General features: G+C 65.2%; 16 protein-coding genes and 1 pseudogene. 11 read left to right on the forward strand and 6 right to left on the reverse strand.

All coding sequences use genetic code 11. The annotated features are described in order from the left end of the window. Positions 1-396: 396 nt before the first annotated feature. The 6 genes from G4G31_RS21890 to G4G31_RS21915 all read left to right on the forward strand — a co-directional run bounded on the left by G4G31_RS21890 (position 397) and on the right by G4G31_RS21915 (position 7,811). On the forward strand, positions 397-1,527 hold the full coding sequence (locus G4G31_RS21890; protein ID WP_182989374.1) for a GDSL-type esterase/lipase family protein: 1,131 nt from the start codon (positions 397-399) through the stop codon (positions 1,525-1,527). A 60-nt stretch (positions 1,528-1,587) separates the two neighbouring features. Beyond that, the gene (locus tag G4G31_RS21895) at positions 1,588-2,889 is read left to right on the forward strand and encodes an acyltransferase (protein ID WP_182989375.1); all 1,302 of its coding nucleotides are present in this window, start codon (positions 1,588-1,590) and stop codon (positions 2,887-2,889) included. Next, positions 2,886-3,761 (forward strand): hypothetical protein, encoded by an 876-nt coding sequence (locus G4G31_RS21900; protein WP_182989376.1) that lies wholly within the window; start codon positions 2,886-2,888, stop codon positions 3,759-3,761. Before G4G31_RS21895 ends, G4G31_RS21900 begins: the two co-directional genes overlap by 4 nt. A gap of 19 nt (positions 3,762-3,780) precedes the next feature. Further along, positions 3,781-4,539, forward strand: coding sequence for a transglycosylase SLT domain-containing protein (locus tag G4G31_RS21905; RefSeq protein WP_182989377.1), 759 nt, complete (start codon positions 3,781-3,783; stop codon positions 4,537-4,539). Positions 4,540-4,657: 118 nt separating this feature from the next. Continuing rightward, positions 4,658-6,115: a GDSL-type esterase/lipase family protein gene (locus G4G31_RS21910; protein ID WP_182989378.1), complete on the forward strand. Its 1,458-nt coding sequence runs from the start codon at positions 4,658-4,660 to the stop codon at positions 6,113-6,115. Between the two features lie 277 nt (positions 6,116-6,392). After that, on the forward strand, positions 6,393-7,811 hold the full coding sequence (locus G4G31_RS21915; protein ID WP_182989379.1) for a M20/M25/M40 family metallo-hydrolase: 1,419 nt from the start codon (positions 6,393-6,395) through the stop codon (positions 7,809-7,811). Between the two features lie 59 nt (positions 7,812-7,870). Here the strand turns inward: G4G31_RS21915 and G4G31_RS21920 are convergent, their stop codons facing one another. The 3 genes from G4G31_RS21920 to G4G31_RS21930 form a co-directional block, all read right to left on the reverse strand. Beyond that, the gene (locus G4G31_RS21920; protein WP_182989380.1) at positions 7,871-8,332 is read right to left on the reverse strand and encodes a DUF3592 domain-containing protein; all 462 of its coding nucleotides are present in this window, start codon (positions 8,330-8,332) and stop codon (positions 7,871-7,873) included. A gap of 21 nt (positions 8,333-8,353) precedes the next feature. Beyond that, complete coding sequence (locus G4G31_RS21925; protein WP_182989381.1) at positions 8,354-8,734, reverse strand: hypothetical protein; 381 nt, start codon at positions 8,732-8,734, stop codon at positions 8,354-8,356. Between the two features lie 145 nt (positions 8,735-8,879). Beyond that, positions 8,880-12,050, reverse strand: coding sequence for an error-prone DNA polymerase (locus G4G31_RS21930; RefSeq protein ID WP_182989382.1), 3,171 nt, complete (start codon positions 12,048-12,050; stop codon positions 8,880-8,882). 283 nt (positions 12,051-12,333) lie between these two features. Between G4G31_RS21930 and G4G31_RS21935 the strand changes: the two are divergent. The 3 genes and pseudogenes from G4G31_RS21935 to G4G31_RS21945 all read left to right on the forward strand — a co-directional run. Then, positions 12,334-12,894, forward strand: a pseudogene (locus tag G4G31_RS21935) (NnrU family protein); the annotation flags it as partial. Positions 12,895-13,451: 557 nt separating this feature from the next. Then, entirely contained in the window at positions 13,452-13,847 is a 396-nt protein-coding gene (locus G4G31_RS27130; protein WP_229425185.1) for a PhzF family phenazine biosynthesis protein, read from the forward strand. 50 nt (positions 13,848-13,897) lie between these two features. Next, the gene (locus tag G4G31_RS21945; protein ID WP_182989383.1) at positions 13,898-14,194 is read left to right on the forward strand and encodes a hypothetical protein; all 297 of its coding nucleotides are present in this window, start codon (positions 13,898-13,900) and stop codon (positions 14,192-14,194) included. 262 nt (positions 14,195-14,456) lie between these two features. Here the strand turns inward: G4G31_RS21945 and G4G31_RS21950 are convergent, their stop codons facing one another. Beyond that, positions 14,457-14,813, reverse strand: coding sequence for a hypothetical protein (locus G4G31_RS21950; protein ID WP_182989384.1), 357 nt, complete (start codon positions 14,811-14,813; stop codon positions 14,457-14,459). Between the two features lie 782 nt (positions 14,814-15,595). Between G4G31_RS21950 and G4G31_RS21955 the strand changes: the two genes are divergently transcribed. Next, positions 15,596-17,992 carry a TonB-dependent siderophore receptor gene (locus G4G31_RS21955; protein WP_182989385.1) on the forward strand — a complete coding sequence of 799 codons (2,397 nt, stop codon included), beginning with the start codon at positions 15,596-15,598 and terminating at the stop codon, positions 17,990-17,992. 141 nt (positions 17,993-18,133) lie between these two features. On the opposite strand, the gene G4G31_RS21960 is transcribed toward G4G31_RS21955, so the two are convergent. Both G4G31_RS21960 and G4G31_RS21965 read right to left on the reverse strand, forming a co-directional pair. Then, the gene (locus G4G31_RS21960; RefSeq protein ID WP_182989386.1) at positions 18,134-19,177 is read right to left on the reverse strand and encodes a DUF4034 domain-containing protein; all 1,044 of its coding nucleotides are present in this window, start codon (positions 19,175-19,177) and stop codon (positions 18,134-18,136) included. Beyond that, a complete protein-coding gene (locus G4G31_RS21965; protein WP_183107687.1) occupies positions 19,174-20,397 on the reverse strand; it encodes a hypothetical protein in 1,224 nt (407 codons plus the stop codon). Before G4G31_RS21965 ends, G4G31_RS21960 begins: the two co-directional genes overlap by 4 nt. Before the next feature lie 168 nt (positions 20,398-20,565). Between G4G31_RS21965 and G4G31_RS21970 the strand changes: the two genes are divergently transcribed. After that, positions 20,566-21,012: an SRPBCC family protein gene (locus G4G31_RS21970; RefSeq protein ID WP_182989388.1), complete on the forward strand. Its 447-nt coding sequence runs from the start codon at positions 20,566-20,568 to the stop codon at positions 21,010-21,012. Positions 21,013-21,036: the final 24 nt, after the last annotated feature.

The following is a 21,036-nucleotide window of genomic DNA, read 5'->3' on the forward strand; positions in this document are numbered from 1 at the left end:
TGTAAGGTGTTGTTGCTGTATGTACAAGCAAGGGGTTGTGCTAGGCGCTCTGCGCCGATTTCCTCCTGCTGCACGCGCCGCATATTTACTTGTTTTTGTTTGGCCGGTCTGCATGATGTGCGCTGCTGCACAGCAGGATCGGGCCGTAGCCCCCCGGTTCCGTGGCACGCCTGCCAGCAACAGATCCGCAACAAACATGCATCAACCCCTATAGCAGTTCAATAACAATTGCTATAATTCAATTAATACCCCGATGCAATCTCTTTGCCATCGCTCGGGTGGATTTTCCCCGGACGAACAAGAAGATGCATCCATGAAGAATCGGTCGCTGTCCATCGCGATAGCTGGCGTGGGCCTGCTGGCGGCTGGAGCGCTGCACGCGGCCGGCCTCGGCACATGCCCACGGCTGGACGCGGATGGCGGGGCGGGCGGCAGCTTTACCGGACGACCACGTCCACGCCGGCATCCCCTGCATACGCCCCCGGCCTGCGCATCGCGCTCTGGGGCGACAGCCTCAGCTCCTCGCGCGACTTCATCGGTGCCGCCCTCGACACTGCCGGCATCGCCAAGGGCGCCGTGGCGCCCTCTTTCATCCAGGCCGGCATTCCGGTGCCCGGCTTGCAGCTACCCGTGAAAGCCGCCTGTGCCAGCAAGGGTTGGCGCGTGGCCTACGCGCACAAGGAAAAGCGCAGCCAGCCCGGATTTTCCAAGGGTTTTCTCAGCATGACAGCGGACAGCCCCGGCGAGACCATCGCGCTGGACCTGCGCGCGCCTGGATCGTCGGCGCGGGTCAAGGCTGTGACCCTGCTCTACGAGAAACCCGCGCCGGACGCCTCGCTCATGCTGGCCGTGTCGGTCGACGGCGGTGCGGAAGAGTTCGTGTCGCTGAGCCGGCGCAACAGCTCGGTCCTGCGCATCGTGCCGGACGTGCCGCTGGCCACGATCAAGCTACGCGTGGTGTCGGGAAAGGTCACCGTGCACGGCTTTGCGCCCGTCTACGACAGCGCGCCCGCGCTGCTGCTCGATTCCTTCAGCGTGCCGGGTGGCTTGCTGCGCAGCTGGTCGAACACGGCCGCGGCGCATTTTTTTTCGGCGGCGCCGGAAGTGGCGGCCGACTACAACCTCGTCCTCGTCCAGTACGGCACCAACGAGGGCGCCGTTCCCAGCTTTTCGCGCACGAATTACCTGAGCTACCTGCGCGAGAACCTGGGGCGCATGCGCAGCTTCTATCCACGCGCGCGCTGCATCCTGGTCGGCCCGCCGGACCGCGGCAATGCCGGCGGCGGCGGCGCGCTGAAATTCGCGAACGTGCATGCCCAGATCGCGTCGGCGCAGAAGCAGGTCGGGCTCGAGCACGGTTGTGCCTTCTGGGACTGGCAGGCGGCAATGGGCGGTCCTGGCAGCGCCGCGCGCTGGGCCGCGATGCAGCCGCCGCAGATGCAGCGCGACCTGACCCACCTGACGGCAAAAGGCTACCAGCTCAGCGGCCGCATGTTTGCCCAGGCGCTGCTGCTGAACAAGCACTGAATCACGAACTGAATCACGAACTGAACCAAGAACCGAACGAAGAACCGAGCCGCTAGAGCCATGTCCCATTCCCCGATCAATCAAGGCCACCCACGTTTCGCCGAACTCGACGGCCTGCGCGCGCTGGCGGTGGCATCCGTGATCCTGTTCCACTGCGATATCTCCGGGCTGTTCGACGCAGGCTTCCTCGGCGTGGACGTGTTCTTCGCGATCTCCGGCTTCATCATCACGGCCATGCTGGTCAAGGACTACCGCGACAAGGGCGACTTCCGCTTTCGCGCGTTTTACTTTCGCCGCCTGAAGCGCCTGCTGCCGCCGGTGGTCGGCCTGGTGCTGCTGGCCACCGGCACCGCGCTGGTGTCCGATGCGGCCTTCGCCGCCTTCCGCGCCGACGTTCCAGCCGCCCTGGCGTATTGGTCGAACGTGTGGCAGATCGTCGAGAAGCAGTCCTATTTCGACACCACGCCCCACGTGCTCAAGCACCTCTGGTCGCTGGCGGTGGAAGAGCAGTTCTACCTGGTGTGGCCGCCGCTGGCCTTTTTCGTCCTGAAGCGCCATGGCCCGAAAGCCACTGGCGTGTTCGCCCTCGCGCTGGCCTTCGCCAGTACCGCCTGGATGTGGTACGGCTATGACCCGGCCATCGGCAGCGACGACCTGAACCGCCTGTACCTCGGCACCGATACCCACGCCATGGGCCTGTTCGCGGGCGCCGCGCTGGGCTGCTTCTGGAATCCCTGGGCGCGGCCCACGGCCAGCCCGCGTGCCCGCTGGGGCTGGCGCATCGCGGCCCTGGTGTCGCTTGGCGTGCTCACTTGCATGAGCGTGAGCCTGAACCCGACCAGTCCGGCCTTCTACCAGGGCGGTTTCCTGCTGGTGCCGCTGCTGACGGGCGTGGTGGCCTACTGCACCATGAACGACCGCCGCTTTTTTGTTTCGCGCCTGCTGCGCACCGACCTCGCGCAGTGGCTGGGCTCGCGCTCCTATTCCCTCTACCTGGTCCATTGGCTGGTCTTCGTCTGGCTGCAGCTGCGTGGCCATGGCGACTTTTCCAATTGGGCGGTGCTGCTTGGCGCCCTGGCGGCGGTGGCCGGTTTGTCCGAACTGATGTACCGCTGGGTCGAGATGCCTTCGAAACGCTTCAACCCGCGCAGCCTCGACAACCGCCGCATGGCGGCCTGCGTGCTCGTCTACATGGGCTCGGCCTGGTCGATCTTCGCGATCACGCTGCTCCACGCGCCGGCGGCACCGGTCGTCGCCAGCGCGCCGGCGCCGACGAGCGAGGCCGCTGCGCCCGCCGCGCCCGTGGCGGGCGCGAACCTGCCGCCGCCGAACCCGAGGCCGCGCTTGACCCCGACGAGATGATCGCCGGCGGCGAAGACATCTTCGCCATCGGCGACTCGGTACTGCTGGGCGTGAAGCACCACCTGTCGAAAACCATTCCCGGCATCCGCGTCGACGCCCGGGTGGGACGGCAGGCGAGCCAGGGCCTGGAAGCGGTCAAGGCATGGCGCGCCAAGTCCGGCAAGGCCTCGACGGTCCTGCTGCACCTGGGGACGAACGGCTACATCAACGAAGCGCAGTTCCGCGCGCTGCTGGACGAGCTGGCGGACCGCAAGTCGGTCATCGTCATCAACGTGCGCGCGATCCGCCGCTGGACGGCGCCGAACAACGAGATGATCGCGCGCCTGGCGCCGCTCTACCCGAACGTGCACCTGATCGACTGGCATGCGCTGTCGGACGGCCATGCCGAGTTCTTCGTCAAGGATGGGATCCACCTGACGACCAAGGGCATGCGCGCGCTGACCGCGCAAATCAAGACTGCCACCGGCGGCGAAGTCATCGTGCCGGAGGAACGCGCTACAATGTTGGCTAAAGGAAATGGCGGCGAGCGTGAGCGTGGGGAGGCAGACAGGTCTGCCAAGGCCGGCAAGGCGCATGCTGCCGACGCGTCAAGGGAAGCCACGGCGGAGAAATCGACCGGCCACGCGGCTGAGCAAGCGCCGGACAAGCCATCCGAAACATCACCCGAGAAGCCGGCTGACAAGGCCGCCGAGAAGCCGGCCGACAAGGCGGCATCGGCACACGAAGCGCCTGCCGTCGCGCCACCCGAAGCCGCGAACGGCGGTGAGGCGGCAACGGAAGCGCCACCCGCCTCCCCCCTGCGCCCCACCTGCCGCAGCCTCGATAGCGGCAGCCGGGGTGCCGGGGTGCCGGCAAGCGGGTGGTCTGACTAATTATTTGTGAAGGAGTGCCATGACTGCGATACGTGGCTTATTGACGCTCGTGAGAGTGGTGGGCGTGCTGGCGCTGGCGCTGGTGCTGTATGCCTGGGTCTATCCCGAGCAGCTGGGCAAGTGGATCGGCGCGGCGAGCAGCGAACCTGCCGTACCGGTAGCGGCGGTCGCACCCGCCGTGCCCGCCGCATCCGTGCCGGCCCAGGCTGCCCTGGCAGCTACTGGCCCGGCCGCGCCCCCGGTGGCGGCACCGGCACCGGAACCGGCCAAGCCGGCCGTCCCGCCGCCCCCGCCCGTCCCTTCGGTCCAGCTGTCGAAGTCCCAGGCCGCCATGGCCCAGTGGCTGGGCCTGAAATACCGCGTCTCGCCGGCGGCGATCGGCGCATTGATCGCCGAAGCGGACAAACTGTCGAAGTCCTACCGCCTCTCGCCCAACCTGATCATCGCGGTGATGGCCATCGAATCGAATTTTCACCCCTACATCCAGAGCGAGGCCGGTGCCCAGGGCCTGATGCAGGTGATGCCGCGCATCCACGCGAAGCGCTACCAAAAATATGGCGGCAAATCCAGCTTCATCGATCCGATCGTCAGCCTGAAGGTGGGCGCGGAGATCCTGCGCGATTGCGTCAAGCTCAAGGGCTCCGAAACCGAGGCGCTGCGTTTCTATTTCGGTGGCGGCGCGTCCAGCGACGCCTATATCGACAAGGTGCGCGCGGAGCAGCGCCGCCTGAACCAGGTGGCGGCCGGGGCACGCGTGCCGGTCGATGCGGCGCCCTGAGCGGCCCGGGCTGCACCACAGGGCATAATAACCCTGGCGCCGCCCGCCTGGCGGCTTGACGCTTTCGCCTGAATTTCTTTCATCTTTCGCCCGGCAATGCCGGCGCACGGAGGCTGCCATGCGCATCCCGGTTTTCCTGACCCTGTTTGCAGCCGTGGCGCTGCCTGTCGACGCCAATGCCCGGGAGGCGCCTGCCGTCATGCAGCTGGCCGTGCGCGCGGGTGCCAATGTGCAGCCGCTCGCCTGCGAGAAGAAGCCGGCACTCGTACGGCCCGCGGCGGAACCGAACCCGGATCCGCTCGAGATCCCCAGCGAAGACATGCTCGACGAACTCCCGGCGCCCCCACTGGACGTGCCCACCGCCGCGAACTCGCCCCTGTCCTCGCTGCGCGCGCTGCCCTCGAACGAGGGCTTTCGCATCGCCATCTGGGGCGACAGCCACCTGGCCGCGAATTTCTTCACCGAAGAGCTGGCAAAGCTCCTCAAGATCCCGGGCGACGCCCTGCCGAACCTGCTGATCCCGGCAAACATGGGCAAGGCCGGCGTGCGCCTGCCGCTGCGCCAGTCCTGCGTGTCCCCGCAATGGAAGTATGAACCCGTCTATGTCAGCGGCGAGGGGACGACGGCGCCCGGCCCGGGGCTGGTGAACATGGTCAGCGACCAGGCCGGCGCCACGCTGGCCTGGGATGTGCGCAAGGACGCGCAGTCGCCCGGCTACGAACGGGTACGCGTCCTCTACCAGCAGACCGAGGCGCCGATGCTAGTGGCCGTCAGCGTCGACGGCGGAGCGGAACAGGAAGTGACGCTGCAGCAGAAGGCCGGCCCGGCCGTGCTGGAACTCGCGGCCGACGCGCCGCTGGCGCAGGTGCGCCTGCGCCTGGTCGATGGGCGCCTGCGCTTTCACGGCCTGGAACTGGCGTCCGCGCAATCGAAGCCCTACGTGCTGGATGTCTTCGGCTATCCCGGCGCCACCGCCGCCAGCTGGAGGAGCGCCAACCAGGACTACCTGCGCGCCTGGTTCGCGCAGCGCCAGTACCAGCTGGTCATGCTCGAATTCGGCACCAACGAAGGCAACGTCAAACCCTTCGACCTGGCGGCCTACCGCAAGATGCTGACCGAATCGGTACGCAACATGAAGGCCACCTTCCCGACGGCGGCCTGCGTGCTGATCGGGCCGGGCGACCGCGGCGTGCTGGTACCGCGTTCGTTGAACGTGCGTCGAAAAGGCGCGGGCGCGGACAGGAAAGCGGGCAAGAAGGCAGGGAAAAAAGCGGCGCGGATTGCGGCGGCCAAGGGCGCGAAAAGCGGCAGGAAACGCGCGGCGGTCGACCTGTTCCAGTATTCGACCATCCACGCCGCCATCAACCGCGTGCAGGCCGAAGTGGCACAAGATGCCGGCTGCCTGGCCTGGAGCATGCAGGACGCGATGGGTGGACCGGGCCGCGCCTACGGGTGGGCGCAGCAGTCGCCGGCGCTGATGTCGAAGGACCTGATCCACTTCACGGTGGCCGGCTACCGGCGCCTGGCGCAGGAATTTGCCAAGGACATGGGCTGGACGGACGCGCCGGCGCCGTGACTGGCGTTCGCCGGTGGCTTGTCCGCCCGGTCGATCGCACGAGGCCTGCGTTCCGTCACCAGTCTTCCCTCCTCCGGGAAGCATGTACTGACAATCGCGGGCGCGCATGACGACAAGTATCGATATGCATTTGAAGAACGGTATGTAAAGATAGTAATACGTTCGTTCGCTGGCCCGAGGGCCGTGCGTTAGCGTGGTGATTTCACGCCGCACGAACCCGCATGGCCGCACCGCCATTCCACTTCGCTGTTCGTTGGCACTTTACCGAGGATGCACGATGAATTTGCCCGGAAAACGCCTTGCCCTGCTGTTTGCCGCCTCCCTGCTGTCGAACACGCTCCACGCGCAATCGCCTGCCCTGACGCCGGTGCAAAAGGATTTCCGGGCCATCTACCAGGAACTGGTGGAAATCAACACGACCAACTCCAGCGGCAGCTGCACCAACGCGGTGACGGCCATGGCGGCCCGGCTCAAGGCCGGTGGCTACAGCGATGCCGACATGCAGATCATCGTGCCGCCGGACGGTCCGACGAAGGGCAACCTGGTCGCGCGGCTCAAGGGCAGCGGCGCCAGCAAACCGCTGCTGCTGCTGGCCCATGTCGACGTGGTCGAGGCCAAGCGCGCCGACTGGGTACGCGATCCCTTCAAGCTGATCGAGGAAAACGGCGTGTTCTACGCGCGCGGCGCGTCCGACGACAAGGCGATGGCGGCGGCCTTCGTGGAAAACATGATCCGCTACAAGCGCGAGCGCCCTGCTTTCAAGCGCGACATCATCCTCGCCCTCACCTGCGACGAAGAGATCGTTCCCTCCAGGTTCAATGGCCTGGCCTACCTGCTGCGCAACCACCGCAAGCTGATCGACGCCGAACTGGCCCTGAACGAGGGCGGCAGCGGCTATCTCGACAAGGACGAAAAGCCGGTGCGCCTGAGCATCCAGGTCGGCGAGCGCGTCACCCAGAACTACCAGCTGGAAGTGACCAATCCGGGCGGCCACAGCGCCCGTGCGCCGCGCGAGAATGCGATCTACCGCCTGGCCGATGGCCTGGCCCGGCTCGAGCGTTTCGATTTCCCCTTCACGCTCTCGCCGGTGACCCGCGCCTTCTACGAGCAGATGGCGCAGATCGAAAAGGGGCAAACGGCGGCCGACATGAAGGCGATCCTGCGCACTCCGCCGGATCGCGACGCCCTCGAACGCCTGTACGCCCTCAATCCGGAACACAACTCCACCGTGCGCACCACCTGCGTCGCCACGATGGTCGATGCCGGCCATGCCCCCAACGCCCTCGCCCAGCGCGCCCGCGCCAACGTCAACTGCCGCATCCTGCCCGGCGAACCGGTCGATTCGGTGCGCGCGACGCTGGTGCGCGTGCTGGCCGACGACAAGATCACCGTCACGCCGGTGGGCGAAGCCGACCTGGCGCCCTCGCCGCCGCTGACGCCCACGATCATGGGACCGGTCAAGGCGGTCGCCAACGAGATGTGGCCGGGCGTGCCCGTCGTCCCGACCATGCTCGTGGCCACCTCCGACGGCCGCTACCTCAACAACGCCGGCATCTGGACCTATGGGATCAGCGGCATGTTCGTCGGCGTCGAGGGTAACGGCATCCATGGGCTGGATGAACATATCCGGGTGAAGTCGCTCTACGACGGGGTCGAATTCCTGTACCGCCTGGGCAAGCGGCTGGGCCAGCAATAAGCGCCGCTTGAACCTATCCCGGTTGCGGTAGCCGGAGAAGCCGGAACCGCAACGGGGAGTCAGGCTTTCCTGGTAGCGACCACCCAGCCATACAGCGAACCCGCAAACAGGCTTGCCGCCATCAGCGTAATGAGAATGGTCCCGTTCCCCCACCTGCGGATGAGTACCGAAAACGCAGGGCGTTTGACGCTGTAATAGACCAGGACGCGGTTATCTCCCAGGTACAGCGGTGTCTGATCAATGGACCCGCATTGGTCGCCCAGGACATATCGATCGCCGTGATACACAATGCCTTTGACGGTGTACTGGTAGCGTACCCATTGTTCGGTTTGCTTACGCCGACCGCAGCGGGACTGGCCCGCATCCAGGATCAGGCCCTGGGCCGTTTCGTATTGCATGAAGGGGCGAAACCCTTGCGCGTAGAACCCGCCCCAATACCATCCCATGCTCGCCAGGATGGCGGCCGCAAAGACCAGACAGAAGCCGCCGCGGGCTCCCTGATACTGTTTTTTCCTGCTCAAGCTTGCCCCTTGCATCAGGCCCTACTGCCAGAACTTCCACCACGGCTTGCCGGTATTGGCCAGATCGGAAGCAGCAGTGTGCCGCTCGGCGACCGACTCCGCACGCTCGAACTTGACATCGAATGACCAGCTGTTCTCGTGGCGGGAATAGGCGACGACCGCCTTGTCCCAGGTATCGCCTGCCTGGCGCATGGCCACGTAGAAGTCTTCGCACAGTTGGCGCAAGGCCTCGCTCATCTGGGCTTTTTCTTCGCTGTCGCTGTTTTTCAATGCATAGTTGAGATAGGCGCCGTTACAGGTAATGGTCAGCTCACCCTTGTTCCAGCTCGCGGGGGAACACCGGATCGCCTCGCCGACGAGCGACTCAAGGATGGGTGTGTAGCGATCGAATTTGTCGGTCATGCGGTTCGAGGTCGTCATGGATAAAGTGCATGCGTGTTGGCGTCACGGTCCCGCCAGCTGCCCAGTGTACTGGATGTGATACCGGCGATGACATCCAATGCATGCGGTTCAGCACAATAAACACGCACAGCAAACTGTCCAGCACTCAGCAAAAATCCCGGCTATTGGTCGTCAGCTTCCCCAGCAAGTGCGACATGTCCACCAGCCGCTTGGCCACCAGGTGGCGCACCTGCCCCTGGCTTTGCCAGATGCCGTATACGCCGAGCAGGCTCGCGCCCAGCACTTCGCGGCGTTGCTGCTCGACCAGGGTAGGCCAGACGATCACGTTCACATTGCCTGTCTCGTCTTCCAGCGTCAGGAACAGCACGCCCTTGGCCGTGCCGGGCCGCTGGCGCACCGTGACGATGCCGCAGCCGCGCGCCAGCTGGCCGTCCCGGTATTCGTTCAATACGGACGCCGGCATGAAGCGCTGCGCCAGCAAGGCTTTGCGCAGCAGCGCGACCGGATGGCGCCCCAGCGTGAGCCCCTGCGCGCGGTAGTCGCCAACGATCTCGTCGCCCTCCGATGGCGTGGCCAGCTGCGGCATCTCTTCGACCGGCGAGGTCGGGCGCAGCAGGTCCTTGTCGGGCACGGCGCCCACGGCCTGCCACAGGGCTTCGCGGCGGTTGCCGGCGAGTGTACGCAATGCGTTGGCACCGGCCAGCACCTGCAGGTCGCCCCGGTCCAGCCCTGCCCTTCTCGCCAGGTCGGCCACGCTGTCGAAAGGACGGATCGCACGCGCCTCCTCGATGCGCGCAGCCGCCTCGAAGCTCATGCCGCGCTGCAGCGAGAGCCCGAGGCGCACGGCAGGCTGGCGCGTGGAGTCGTGCAGTTCTTCCAGGGTCGACTCCCAGCCGCTGATGGTGATGTCGACCGGACGCACCTCAATGCCGTGGCGCTGCGCGTCCTGCACCAGCTGCGAGGGAGAATAGAAACCCATCGGCTGGCTGTTGAGCAGCGCGCACAGGAAAGCCGCCGGCTCGTGGCATTTGACCCAGGAGCTGGCATAGGCCAGCAGCGCGAAGCTGGCCGCGTGCGACTCGGGAAAGCCGTATTCGCCGAAGCCCTGGATCTGGCTGAAGATCTGCTCGGCAAAAGCCAGGTCGTAGCCGCGCTCGAGCATGCCGCGCACGATGCGGTCGTAGTAGTGTTCCAGGCCACCCTTGCGCTTCCAGGCCGCCATGGCGCGGCGCAGCTGGTCGGCTTCGCCTGGCGTGAAACCGGCGCCCAGAATGGCCACCTGCATCACCTGCTCCTGGAAGATCGGCACGCCCAGCGTACGCCCCAGCGCTTCCTTCATCTTGTCACTCGGGTAGACCACCGGTTCGAGGCCCTGGCGCCGCCGCAGGTAGGGGTGCACCATGCCGCCCTGGATCGGCCCCGGGCGCACCACCGCCACCTCGATCACCAGGTCATAGAACACGCGCGGCTTCATCCGCGGCAGCATGCTCATTTGCGCGCGCGATTCGATCTGGAACACGCCCACCGTATCGGCGGCGCAGATCATGTCGTAAGTGGCCTTGTCGTCCGGCGGGATGTCCTGCATCTCGAACAGGTTCCCGTGGCGCAGGCTGATCAGGTCCAGCGCGCGGCGCAGCATCGACAGCATGCCCAGCGCCAGCACGTCCACCTTCATCAGGCCCAGTTCTTCCAGGTCGTTCTTGTCCCACTGGATGACGCTGCGATCAATCATGGTGGCGTTCTCGATCGGCACCAGGCGGGAGAGCTTGCCCTGCGCGATGACGAAGCCGCCCGGGTGCTGCGACAGGTGGCGCGGGAAGTTCAGCAGCTGCTGCGCCAGCGTCGCCCACTGGATCGACAGCGGCGCCTCCGGGTCGAGCCCGGACTCCTTCAGGCGATTCAATAAGTCGGCCTTGCTGTCGAACCAGTGGTGCGCCTTGCTGACCTTCTCGATGATGCCGAGGTCGACGCCGAGCGCGCGGCCGCTGTCGCGCAGCGCGCTTTTCGGACGGTAGCTGATCACCACCGCCGCCAGCGCGGCGCGGGTGCGGCCGTATTTGGCATAGATGTACTGGATGACTTCTTCGCGGCGCTGGTGCTCGAAGTCGACGTCGATGTCGGGCGGCTCGTTGCGTTCTTTCGAAATGAAACGTTCGAACAGCAGGTTGGCGCGCGCCGGATCGACCTCGGTGATGCCGAGGCAGTAGCACACCGCCGAATTGGCGGCCGAACCGCGGCCCTGGCACAGGATATTGTTCGAGCGCGCGAAGCGCACGATGTCGTACACGGTGAGGAAGTAGTGTTCGTAGCCCATTTCGGCGATCAGTCCAAGCTCATGCTCGACCTGCGCCTGCACCTTGGCCGGTATCCCCTCGCGAAAGCGCCGGTGCGCGCCGATATAGGTCTCGCTGCGCAGGAAACTGCTGGCCGTCTGGCCGGGCGGGACGACTTCGTTCGGGTATTCGTAGCGCAGCTCATCCAACGAGAAGGTGCACAGGGAAGCGATACGCAGTGTCTCGTTCAGCGCCGCCTTCGAATAGATGTTCGCCAGGCGCAGGCGTGCGCGCAGGTGCTGCTCGGCGTTCTGGGCCAGCCCATAGCCGCATTCGGCCACGGGTTTACCCAGGCGCGTGGCGGTCAGCGTGTCCTGCAGGGGTTTTCTCGAACGGACGTGCATCACCACGTGGCCCAGCGCCACGATCGGCAGCCGGTGCTGCCAGCCGACTTCTTCCACCGTGGCGCGGTGGGCATCGTCGAAAGCGCGGTGCAGCAGCACCAGGCCAAGCCAGGCGCGGCCCGGGAAGTGCTCGGCAATCCACGCGGCCTGGGCATGCAGGCGGTCGACATCCTTCGCCTCGTGGCCGGGGTAGGCCGGCAGCAGGATCGCCAGGCAATCGGGCATGCCCTTCAGGTGCGCCAGTTCGCGCGGCGGATTGACGATGTCCTCGACCGTGAGGAAGTAGGTCCCCTTGTCGGCGCGCGTGCGCCCGAGCGTGATGAATTCGGACAGGTTGCCGTAGCCATTGCGGTTCTGCGCCAGCAGGATCAGCGACAGGGCCGGGCTGCCGTCGGGCTGCTTGAGGTGGAAATGGGCGCCAACGATGAAGGGCAGCGCCGCCTTCTTTGCTTCGGCGTGCGCTCGCACCACGCCGGCCAGCGAGCACTCGTCGGTCAGCGCCAGCGCCGAGTAGCCCAGGCGCACGGCCCGCTCCACCAGTTCCTCCGCATGCGAGGCGCCCTGCAGGAACGAGAAGTTCGACAGGCAGAACAGCTCGGCATAGTCGGGCAGGCTGGGCGTGGGCGGCGGGGTCGGCATCGGTCAGGCAAGGATCATCATGGTAAGTGTCCGCACAGTAATACTACTGTATAAAAACACAGTATAACCGACGAGGTCAACTTATCAAGCTTTTGTGCGTGAACCGCGGTGTCGTGGGGCCGCGGTTGAGTTTCCACTACCGATTCACCCAGGCGGAATAGGTCCGCTGCTTTTCGGTCAAGCTTGTCAGCTTGCCAGCGCTTTCTGCTAGAGTGGAATGCGCGCGCATGCGCGTGGCGACATCCATGCAGACAACCACGAAAGGTGAACCATGACCGATTCGATGACCGTGCTGGCGGCGGCCGCCTCCTTCGCAGGAAGCCATTTTCTGCTGTCCCACCCGCTGCGCGCGCCGCTGGTGCGCGCCATGGGCGAGAAAGGCTTCCTCGCCTTCTACTCCCTCATCGCCGCTCTTACGCTGGGCGCCACCGTCTGGGCATTCCGGCGCGCGCCAACGACGGCATTTCTCTGGGAGGTCGGCGACGGCCTGTGGGCTTTCGTGACGGTGGCGATGCTGGTCGCCTCGATCCTGCTGCTCGGCTCTTTCATTCGCAATCCCGCCCTGCCCGGCGCCGCCGCCAGCGCCGCGACGGCCCAGGCGCGCGGCGTCTACGGCATCACCCGCCACCCGATGATGTGGACCTTCGCCATCTGGGGCGCCTGCCACATCCTCGTGTACCCGGTCGAGAAGAACATCATCGTCGCCGGCGCCATCATCGTGCTCGCCCTCGTCGGCGCCGCGCTCCAGGACCGCAAGAAGGCGGCGCTGGATCCAGACGGCTGGCAAGCCTGGCAGGCTCGCACCAGCTACCTGCCTTTCGCCGCCATCGCAGCGGACCGCGCCCAATTTGGCGGCTTCGGCATGCATGCGATTGCCGGCGGCATCCTCGTCTGGCTGCTGGCCACTGGGCGCATATTCCGGCCGCGGGCTGGGCGGCAGGCATCTGGCGCTGGCTGGTGTAATGCTGCACAACACGGGAGTACACGTCGTGAGCACATCCATGCACCTGCATCGCTTCGCCTGTTTCACCCATGGCAGCCGCGGCGGCAACCTGGCCCTGGTCGTCGAAGGCGGGCCGCCCGACCCGCTTGCCCGTGCCGCACTGGCACGTCAGCGTGCGCTCACTTGCGTCTTTATCGACCCTGCGGACAGTCCCGAGCTCGCAGCAGTGCTCGACTTCGTCTACCCGCACATGCGCAGTCCCTTGTGCCTGCACGCGACGCTGGCGGCGGCAACACTGCTGTTCTCCCGCGATCCAGCCGTGGCTCCCGTCGTCAGGACCGCGATGCATGGCCAGCGCTTGTCCCTGTCGCACCAGGACAGCAACCTGTTCGTCGGCCTGGCCCGGCAAGACGCGCCCTCGATCGATATCGATATCGCCCTGGCGGCCCGCCTGCTGGATGCGCCCGGCCTGGCCCCTGGCGAGTCCGCCCGCGATCGCCTCGGTCGGCAGCCCGAAACTGTTGCTGGAAGTGGCCGATCCCGACACGCTCTACCGGCTCGCGCCCGACCTGTCCGCCATCGCGGCCTGGGGCCGCGAACATGGCGTGAATGGCTGCTATGTATGGTGCCGCAGGCCGGATGGCGACTACGAAGGCCGCAACTTCAACCACCTCGATCCGCTGCTCGAGGACAGCGCCACCGGCGTCGCTGCCGGCGCGCTGACGGTATTGCTCGGGCATGGCCTGACCGTCCACCAGGGCCGTGCCACCGGGCGCGACTGCCTGCTGCGAACCCAGGTACGAAGCGAGGACATCCTCGTTGGGGGACTGGTACGGGCACTTGGGACAGCCTGACGCAGGCGCCAAGGTTGCCGTCCGTTACCACGTCGAGGCAAGGAGAAACGGTGAGAGTGATCGATCACGCGCCACACGGGTGGTTCCTGCTTGAAGAGGATGGCGCGCTTTTCCTCGATGTGAACTGCAGCCACAGCTTCGTCAGTTACAACTTCATGCTGCGGCTGGATGCGCAGGAGCGCAGCGCATACGAAAGCGAAGGGCGCGCCTTCATCAACCGCCTGGCCACGGCTGTCCAGGACAGCGGGCCGAACTCGCGCAGCTCCAGGTTCTACGAACGGAACCTGTCGGGGACCTACTCCGACGAGGTCACGAAAACGATCGAGGACTGGCGGGCGAGTAGCTAAGTACTCACCCAAAAATAAATGTGTTTTTGGCTTCCAGAACCGGCGCGTTGCTGCGTCGGCTCGCGTCCGCTTGCGGGGCAGTGCTCGCACTGCGGCGCTCTCGCCGTCTTGCACCGCATCCGAACCGGCACGTCCGGTTCTGTTTGCCAAAATTCCCATTTATTTTCGGTCGAGTACTTAGCCGATCGAGTCGGGCAACCACATCGACGATCACCCGGATGGCAGCTCCGAACAGACAACGCGCGACGGTGCCATGGCAAGCTCACCCGTTTTTGCTGACCTCTCTCAGGCTGAGCCAGATCGTGACGGCGATAACGAGCCACGAAGCGGATTCGATCAGAACCTGGTTTTTCTGGTAGTTCGGCATAAGCCCCAATAACCAAAGCGCGGGAAGACTGCACGCGGTGGCCGCGAAAGCCCGCAGTCGAGCGCCGCTTTGGGTACGCCAGAAAGCGATGACGATCGCCAGCACGAGCAACGCGACAATCCGGGCAGCCGCGAAAAAGACAATGGTCGGATCGCCCGAGGCCGCGGCCCATGGCGAAACGGTTGCAAGCACACCCGCCAGGAGGTAACGGTGCAAGGTATTGCCCGCATATCTGTTCAAGGTGTATCCCACGGCCCCTCTCCTGTGCACTGTTGTGGCTGCATGCTCAGTATTTCCGCAATGGCTGAAGAATGGTATTCCCCCAACAAAAAGAGCGCAGCTAGAAATAGAATTTTCTACTTTAAGGCGGCCATCGACAGGCCGGCATGGCGACCTGGTCAAATAGAATTGTCGCAGCTGGAGTCAGCCTCCGAGTGCATCTTCGCTTGTTCCCAACAGTATTCCAGCAGTGCATTCAACTCGGTATCCGTCCCTGGAAACAGCCCGGAAGCCACCGACTCCTCGAAGCCATCGAAGCACGTGCCCCGCAAAAGATGACACAAACCGCCCGTCACGCGATGCTGCGTTTCATTGATCTTGCGAAGCAAGCGCGGGTTTGAGAGATCATCGGTCCCTGGTGTTTGCCCTCGCCCTCCCGCTACAGTTGGCAAACGAGTTCATGGGCGAGCTTCTTCGGAATAACAAAGCCACACGCCTGGTGGAGCAAGGAACCGCAGCGAAGTCGTTCTCGCTACTGCGCATCGCTTATGGGGTTCTTCTGTTCCTGATAGTTACCGGTCTGCTGGTGGGCGCAGGCTATGGATGGCGCCTGCTACGCCCCCTGTTGGCTTGATATCGGATCCGATTTTCGGACACGGTCGAAAGACACCCTTCTTCCGACCAGCGCTCGGCGCTGCTTCAGACAACAGTCCTGGCATACAAGATTTCACCCTAATCGTTGTGTTTCAGACACACCCAGTGGTGCCATCGATCAATATTGATTAGCATGCATTTTTCCCTCATGGAGATGTTGCGTGATCAAACAGACTCAACTGCGCCGCGCCGTGCTGCTCGCGCTCTACGGCAGTACCGCCCTCGCCGCTTTCGCTCCTACCGCTTCGGCCCAGACCGCAACCCCTGACGCCGCCCAGGCCAGCGCCGTCCAGAGCGTGCACGTGGTCGGCAGCCGCCGTACCGGCGCGGCCTCGTCCACGGACACCGCGGTCCCGGTCGACATCATCCCGATGACCCGCCTGGCCGAACAGGGCAGCCAGTTCGACCTGGCGCAGACGCTGACCAACATCTCCCCTTCATTCAACTCGACGCGCCAGAGCGGCGCGGACGGTGCCGACCTGGTCGATTCCGCCGCCCTGCGCGGCCTGGGCTCGGACCAGACCCTGGTGCTGGTCAACGGCAAGCGCCGCCACACGACGGCGCTGGTGAACCTGTTCGGCGCGCGCAACCGCGGCAATACCGGCACCGACATGAACGCGATCCCACTGCTGGCGATCCGCAACGTGCAGGTGCTGCGCGACGGCGCCGCCGCCCAGTACGGCTCGGACGCGATTGCCGGCGTGATGAACATCGAACTCAAGAAAAGCCTCGGCTGCGAAGCGGTGGCGGGCTTCGGCCAGTATTCGGCCGGCGATGGCGAGAACTACCTGGCCTCGGCCTATTGCGGCGTGGCGCTGGCCGGCGGCACCTTCGGCGTGACCGGCGAATACCTGGACCGCGGCCGTTCGAACCGCGCGGAAGCGGGCAACCCGCGCATCATCGGCGACAGCAAGTCGGAAAACCAGACCCTGTATGTCAATGGCGACATCCCGCTCGGCGAGGGCAAGCTGTACCTGACGGCCGGCGCCCAGCGCCGTGATGCCTCGTCAGCCGCGTTCGCGCGCGGCGGTATCGGTTCCGACGACATCCCGTCGCGCAACTCGGCCGCCATGTACCCGGAAGGCTTCGTCCCCTTCATCAACGGCGACGTCGACGACCGCTACGGCACCCTCGGCTACCGCCTGAAGTTCGGCGAGTGGAATGGGGACTTCTCGCAGACCTACGGCTACAACCGCCTCGACTACACCATCGCCAACACGCTCAACGCCTCGATCGCCAACCTCGACCTGGCCAACGGCGGGCGCGGCACCAGCGCGAATTCGTTCGGCGCGGGCGGTTTCGACTTCCGCCAGCTGACCACCAACGCCGATTTTTCCCGCTTCTACCCGGGCATCATGCAGGGCCTGAACGCGGCCTTCGGCTTTGAATACCGCAACGAGAACTACCGCATCTTCGCCGGCGAACCGGGCTCCTGGATCGACGCCGACGGCGTGGGCGTGGGCGGCAATGCCGGCAGCCGGGGCTTCCCGGGCTTCCAGCCGGGCGACGCGACCGACCGCAGCCGCCACAGCAGCGCCGCCTACATCGACCTGGAAGCGGACGTCACCGACCGCTTCAAGGTCCTGGCCGCGCTGCGCCACGAGCGCTTCTCGGACTTCGGCTCGACCACCGACGGTAAACTCGCCGCCTCGTTCAAGCTGGACGGCGACGTGCTGCTGCGCGGTTCGGTCAGCACCGGTTTCCGCGCGCCCTCGCTGCAGCAGGTCTACTTCTCCTCGACCTTCACCGACTTCGTCAATGGCCAGCCGCTCGACGTGGTGCTGGCGCCAAACGGCGGCGCGGTGGCCAATGCCGCCGGCATCCCGGCGCTCAAGGAAGAAAAGTCGAAGAGCCTGACCTTCGGCGCGACCTGGTCGCCGTCGCAATCGACCTCGGTCACGGCCGACCTGTACCGCATCGACATCGACGACCGCATCGTGCTGTCGGGCCGTTTTGATGCCGACAACTACCCTGCCCTGGGCGCCACCCTGCAGTCGCTGGGCGTGGGCCAGGCCCAGTTCTTCGTCAACTCGATCGACACCAAGACGCAGGGCCTGGACGTGACGGCGTCGCACCGCATGCCTGTGGCTTCCGGCCGCCTGAACACCTTCCTCGCGCTGAACTTCAGCAAGACCGAAGTGACCGGCGTGCATGCACCGAGCGCGCTGGAGGGCTTCGAGGACGTGCTGCTGTCCGAACGCGAGCGCCTGTTCATCGAACAGGGCGGCCCGCGCCGCAAGGCCACGCTCGGCTTCGAATACACCCAGGGCAAGCTCGGCACCGACTTCCGCATCATCCACTTCGGTCCGCAGACCCTCGGCACCTTCTCGGGCCCGCCGGTACCGAATGCCCGCTACGAGGCGAAGACCTCGGCCGACCTCTCCTTCAGCTGGTCCTTCAGCGAGAAGACCCGCCTCACCGTGGGCGGCACCAACATCTTCAACGTAAAACCGACCGCCCAGGATCCGAACGAAACCGACAACGGCTTCAAGTACGAGAGCGTGCAGTTCGGCCTGAACGGCGCGGCTTATTTCGCGCGCCTGTGGCACAAGTTCTGATAGTTCATACCTCAGGCCTGGCCTGAACAGCGAAAAACCACGGGGCACGCAAGTGCCCCGTGGTTTTTTACGTTCCGCCTCCCTGTAATGCGAGTCCAGCGATGCCGACCCGCGTTGCCTGCCAACGCAAGCTGCACCCGCTCAGCCGGGTACCGACGTCGCCCAAAGCCGGCAGGTTTCGAAAGCCCGTTTCGGATTGCGGCCCCACTCCTTAGTACGCACCTCGCTGCCGATTTCCTTCAGCAGCCGCAACATGACTTCCTTGTCTTTCGCTACGCACGCCATATGGGCATAACGGTTGCGCTGGCGGACGCTGGCGGGGTACCTGGCCAGCAGGTCTTCGTAGCCCCGCTTCATCTTGTCCCAGTCGGCGTAGCTGTCCTCGAACAGGCCACTGCCGAACTGGTCTTCCGCCGCGGCCGAATACAGGCGTGCATACATCCCGGTGCCGAACTGGCCGCGGGTCTTCTCGGTCGCCTGCAGGATATAGGTGTCGAGCTCCCTGGGCGTACCGTTCCACTTGGGCAGCAGGTGGTCCACCACGGCGAAATGGAGGCTGACATCGTCCGGGTTGCGCTTCAAGCCATCCTCGGCGATGGCCACCATCTGCTCGCTGCTCCAGCCCAGGCCGCGGCCGATCGACAGCAGCACGTAATGCGCATCGCTGTCCGTCAGTGCGACCTCCGCATGGTCCTTCAGGTATTCCGCGGCCTGGCGCAAATATTCATGGTAGAACTTCCAGGCCTCCGGCGGCACGTCCTTTGCATAGCTGCCGCCGCGATACGACTGGCCATGTGCCAGCAGCGACCTGGCGTGCAGGATATGCGCCAGCGCCGAGCGCGGATGCTCCTTCGCCCACTGCAGCGTCAACGCGTCGAGTTCCTTCAGGTAGATTTCAGGGTTCTTCGTACTGGCGTAGAGGACGTTCCCATACCCCTCGCGAAACAGGGAAACCTGGGAAGTGCCGTCCGGTTCCAGCCGCCCCGGCTGCATGAAGTAGGCGTTCTGCTTTTCGAGTGCGCCGAAATCGCCCCACCACAGCGCACGTTCGGATGCTTCGGTAATGGGCGAGCGTTTCGCTTCGGGCTCGGCGGCAATGACGGCAGGGGCGAGGCTCGCCAGTGCCAGCGCGGCAGGCAGCAGGAGCCGGTGTGCCAGGCTCGTTCGTGATTGCGACAATCTCATGGTTTCTTCTTTCGTGCCTTGGGTTGCGCAGGCGCCGAGGTTTCCTTGGTGCTGTCGGGCGGCGCCTGCTCCACCTCCAGGCTCCATACCATCTCGAACTCTTTTGCCCGGGTACTTTCCGGTTTGGCCGACGCGGCAGATGCCAGTGCATGGTTCAACGACGCCGCGTCGAACGCATCCTCGAAGGCGATGGGGCGCACGCCCGGCAGGGCGCCCGCCGTGATCTTTCGCTTGACGACAGTGACGCCGACGGGTTTGCCGGCGGCGTCGAATTCGCGGCGCAACCGGGTCACACCCTCGACTTCGAAGAGGGCCGCCATCCTGGGATAGACCGGCCGTCCACTCGTCTTGTCCTCGTCCGTCGGCTCGTACATGCCCTCGTAGCGCTCGGTGGCGGTGATCAGCGTACCGTAGCGGAAGGCATTGAGCACGGCAGCGGGGGCTTGGCCCTGCGCCAGGCTTTCGCTCAACCACCAGCGCTGGATGGCGCACTGCTCTTCGGCAGGCAATTGATCATACTGGTTGCCTGCCGACAGCACATGGTCGGCAAGATGCGGCGCCAGCGCGATCGCCGGCCGGGCGGTGCCGGCGGCGAGATTTGCAATCGCGTGCATCGCCGCGTCCCTGGGCAGCGGATTAGGCCAAGGCAGAGGCTCGGGCCGCGGCTTGCCCCAGCGCTCGAGCATCCTGCTTTCGCTTGCCAGCGTCATTTCCCGCTGTGCAGGGGACATTGCCTGTATCCGCAGTATCCGGCTCGAGAAATCGCGAAAACGTGGTTTGTCGCCGAACTGGCAGACCTGCGGCGAAGTCCGCAGCACCTCGAGCGTGGCCTGTTCGTAGCCGGCGTCGCCCGGCTCGATGTGCCAGTAAGCCAGTTCGTTGAGCATGCGCGCCGTCAGCGCGTACATCATCCTCTCCGTGAACGCCTGGTCGCGGCTGGCCGGCCGCCTTTTTCTTTCTTCCGCGGCCCACTGGGCGAACTGCTTTTCCATGCGAGCGAGGTGGTCCGCGCCCATCCGCTGCGCTGCCTCGCGCAAGGCGGGGTCAAGCTGCAGGGCCGCCGGCAGCGTGAACAAGCGGGACAGATCCTTGGTGAGTTCCTTTGCAGCGCGCGCATCTTCCGGAACCACGTTCGCCGGTGCGGCTCCGGCCGACGCCAGCCATCCAGCCAGCATTCCCGCGCTCGCCAACAGCCTCCATTGCAATCCGATTCTTCTCACCCGGTCTCCATCTTGGCGAAATGCCAATGAAAATAATGTTTCAGTAGAGCATTTTCATGACAGAAGGTCAAGCTTCAAAAAACGTGGAGGCGATGTCGAATTCCGGGCATCCCATTCGTCGACTATCCCGAGGGCCGTCCTCTGCCATGTCCAGATAGGGAAATCACCATGTCCACCAACACCGTTGAACTGCACCGCGTCTTCAAATCGACGCCCGACCACGTCTTCCGTGCCTTCACGACGGCCGCCGCCTTCGCGAAATGGCTGCCGCCGCACGGCTTCACCGGGACCGTGCACGAGCTCGATGCCCGGGTTGGCGGCCGCTACCGGATGTCGTTCACGAACTTCACGACGGGCCACAGCCATGGGTTTGGCGGCGAATACCTGGAGCTCGAACCCGGCCGGCGCCTGCGCTACACGGCCACATTCGACGACGCGAACCTGCCGGGCCGGATGCAGACCACGGTGCTGCTGCGCGAAGTGTTTTGTGGAGTGGAAGTGAAGATCACGCAGGAAGGCATCCCCGCCATGATTCCCGCCGAGGCCTGCTATCTCGGCTGGCAGGAATCGCTCGAGCTGCTCGGCAAACTCGTCGAGGCGCAGGTGCGCGACTGAGCGCAGCGGCCGGCGCCGGCCGCG

The organism is Massilia sp. Se16.2.3 (assembly GCF_014171595.1).
Taxonomy (GTDB): domain Bacteria; phylum Pseudomonadota; class Gammaproteobacteria; order Burkholderiales; family Burkholderiaceae_D; genus Telluria.

What these genes read in the sequence shown, in the direction of transcription:
- G4G31_RS21890 (WP_182989374.1), top strand. Translation starts at nt 397, where the DNA reads ATGCCCACGGCTGGACGCGGATGGCGGGGCGGGCGGCAGCTTTACCGG.
- G4G31_RS21895 (WP_182989375.1), top strand. Translation starts at nt 1,588, where the DNA reads ATGTCCCATTCCCCGATCAATCAAGGCCACCCACGTTTCGCCGAACTC.
- G4G31_RS21900 (WP_182989376.1), top strand. Translation starts at nt 2,886, where the DNA reads ATGATCGCCGGCGGCGAAGACATCTTCGCCATCGGCGACTCGGTACTG.
- G4G31_RS21905 (WP_182989377.1), top strand. Translation starts at nt 3,781, where the DNA reads ATGACTGCGATACGTGGCTTATTGACGCTCGTGAGAGTGGTGGGCGTG.
- G4G31_RS21910 (WP_182989378.1), top strand. Translation starts at nt 4,658, where the DNA reads ATGCGCATCCCGGTTTTCCTGACCCTGTTTGCAGCCGTGGCGCTGCCT.
- G4G31_RS21915 (WP_182989379.1), top strand. Translation starts at nt 6,393, where the DNA reads ATGAATTTGCCCGGAAAACGCCTTGCCCTGCTGTTTGCCGCCTCCCTG.
- G4G31_RS21925 (WP_182989381.1), bottom strand. Translation starts at nt 8,734, where the DNA reads ATGACCGACAAATTCGATCGCTACACACCCATCCTTGAGTCGCTCGTC.
- G4G31_RS21930 (WP_182989382.1), bottom strand. Translation starts at nt 12,050, where the DNA reads ATGCCGACCCCGCCGCCCACGCCCAGCCTGCCCGACTATGCCGAGCTG.
- G4G31_RS27130 (WP_229425185.1), top strand. Translation starts at nt 13,452, where the DNA reads ATGCGCCCGGCCTGGCCCCTGGCGAGTCCGCCCGCGATCGCCTCGGTC.
- G4G31_RS21960 (WP_182989386.1), bottom strand. Translation starts at nt 19,177, where the DNA reads ATGAGATTGTCGCAATCACGAACGAGCCTGGCACACCGGCTCCTGCTG.
- G4G31_RS21970 (WP_182989388.1), top strand. Translation starts at nt 20,566, where the DNA reads ATGTCCACCAACACCGTTGAACTGCACCGCGTCTTCAAATCGACGCCC.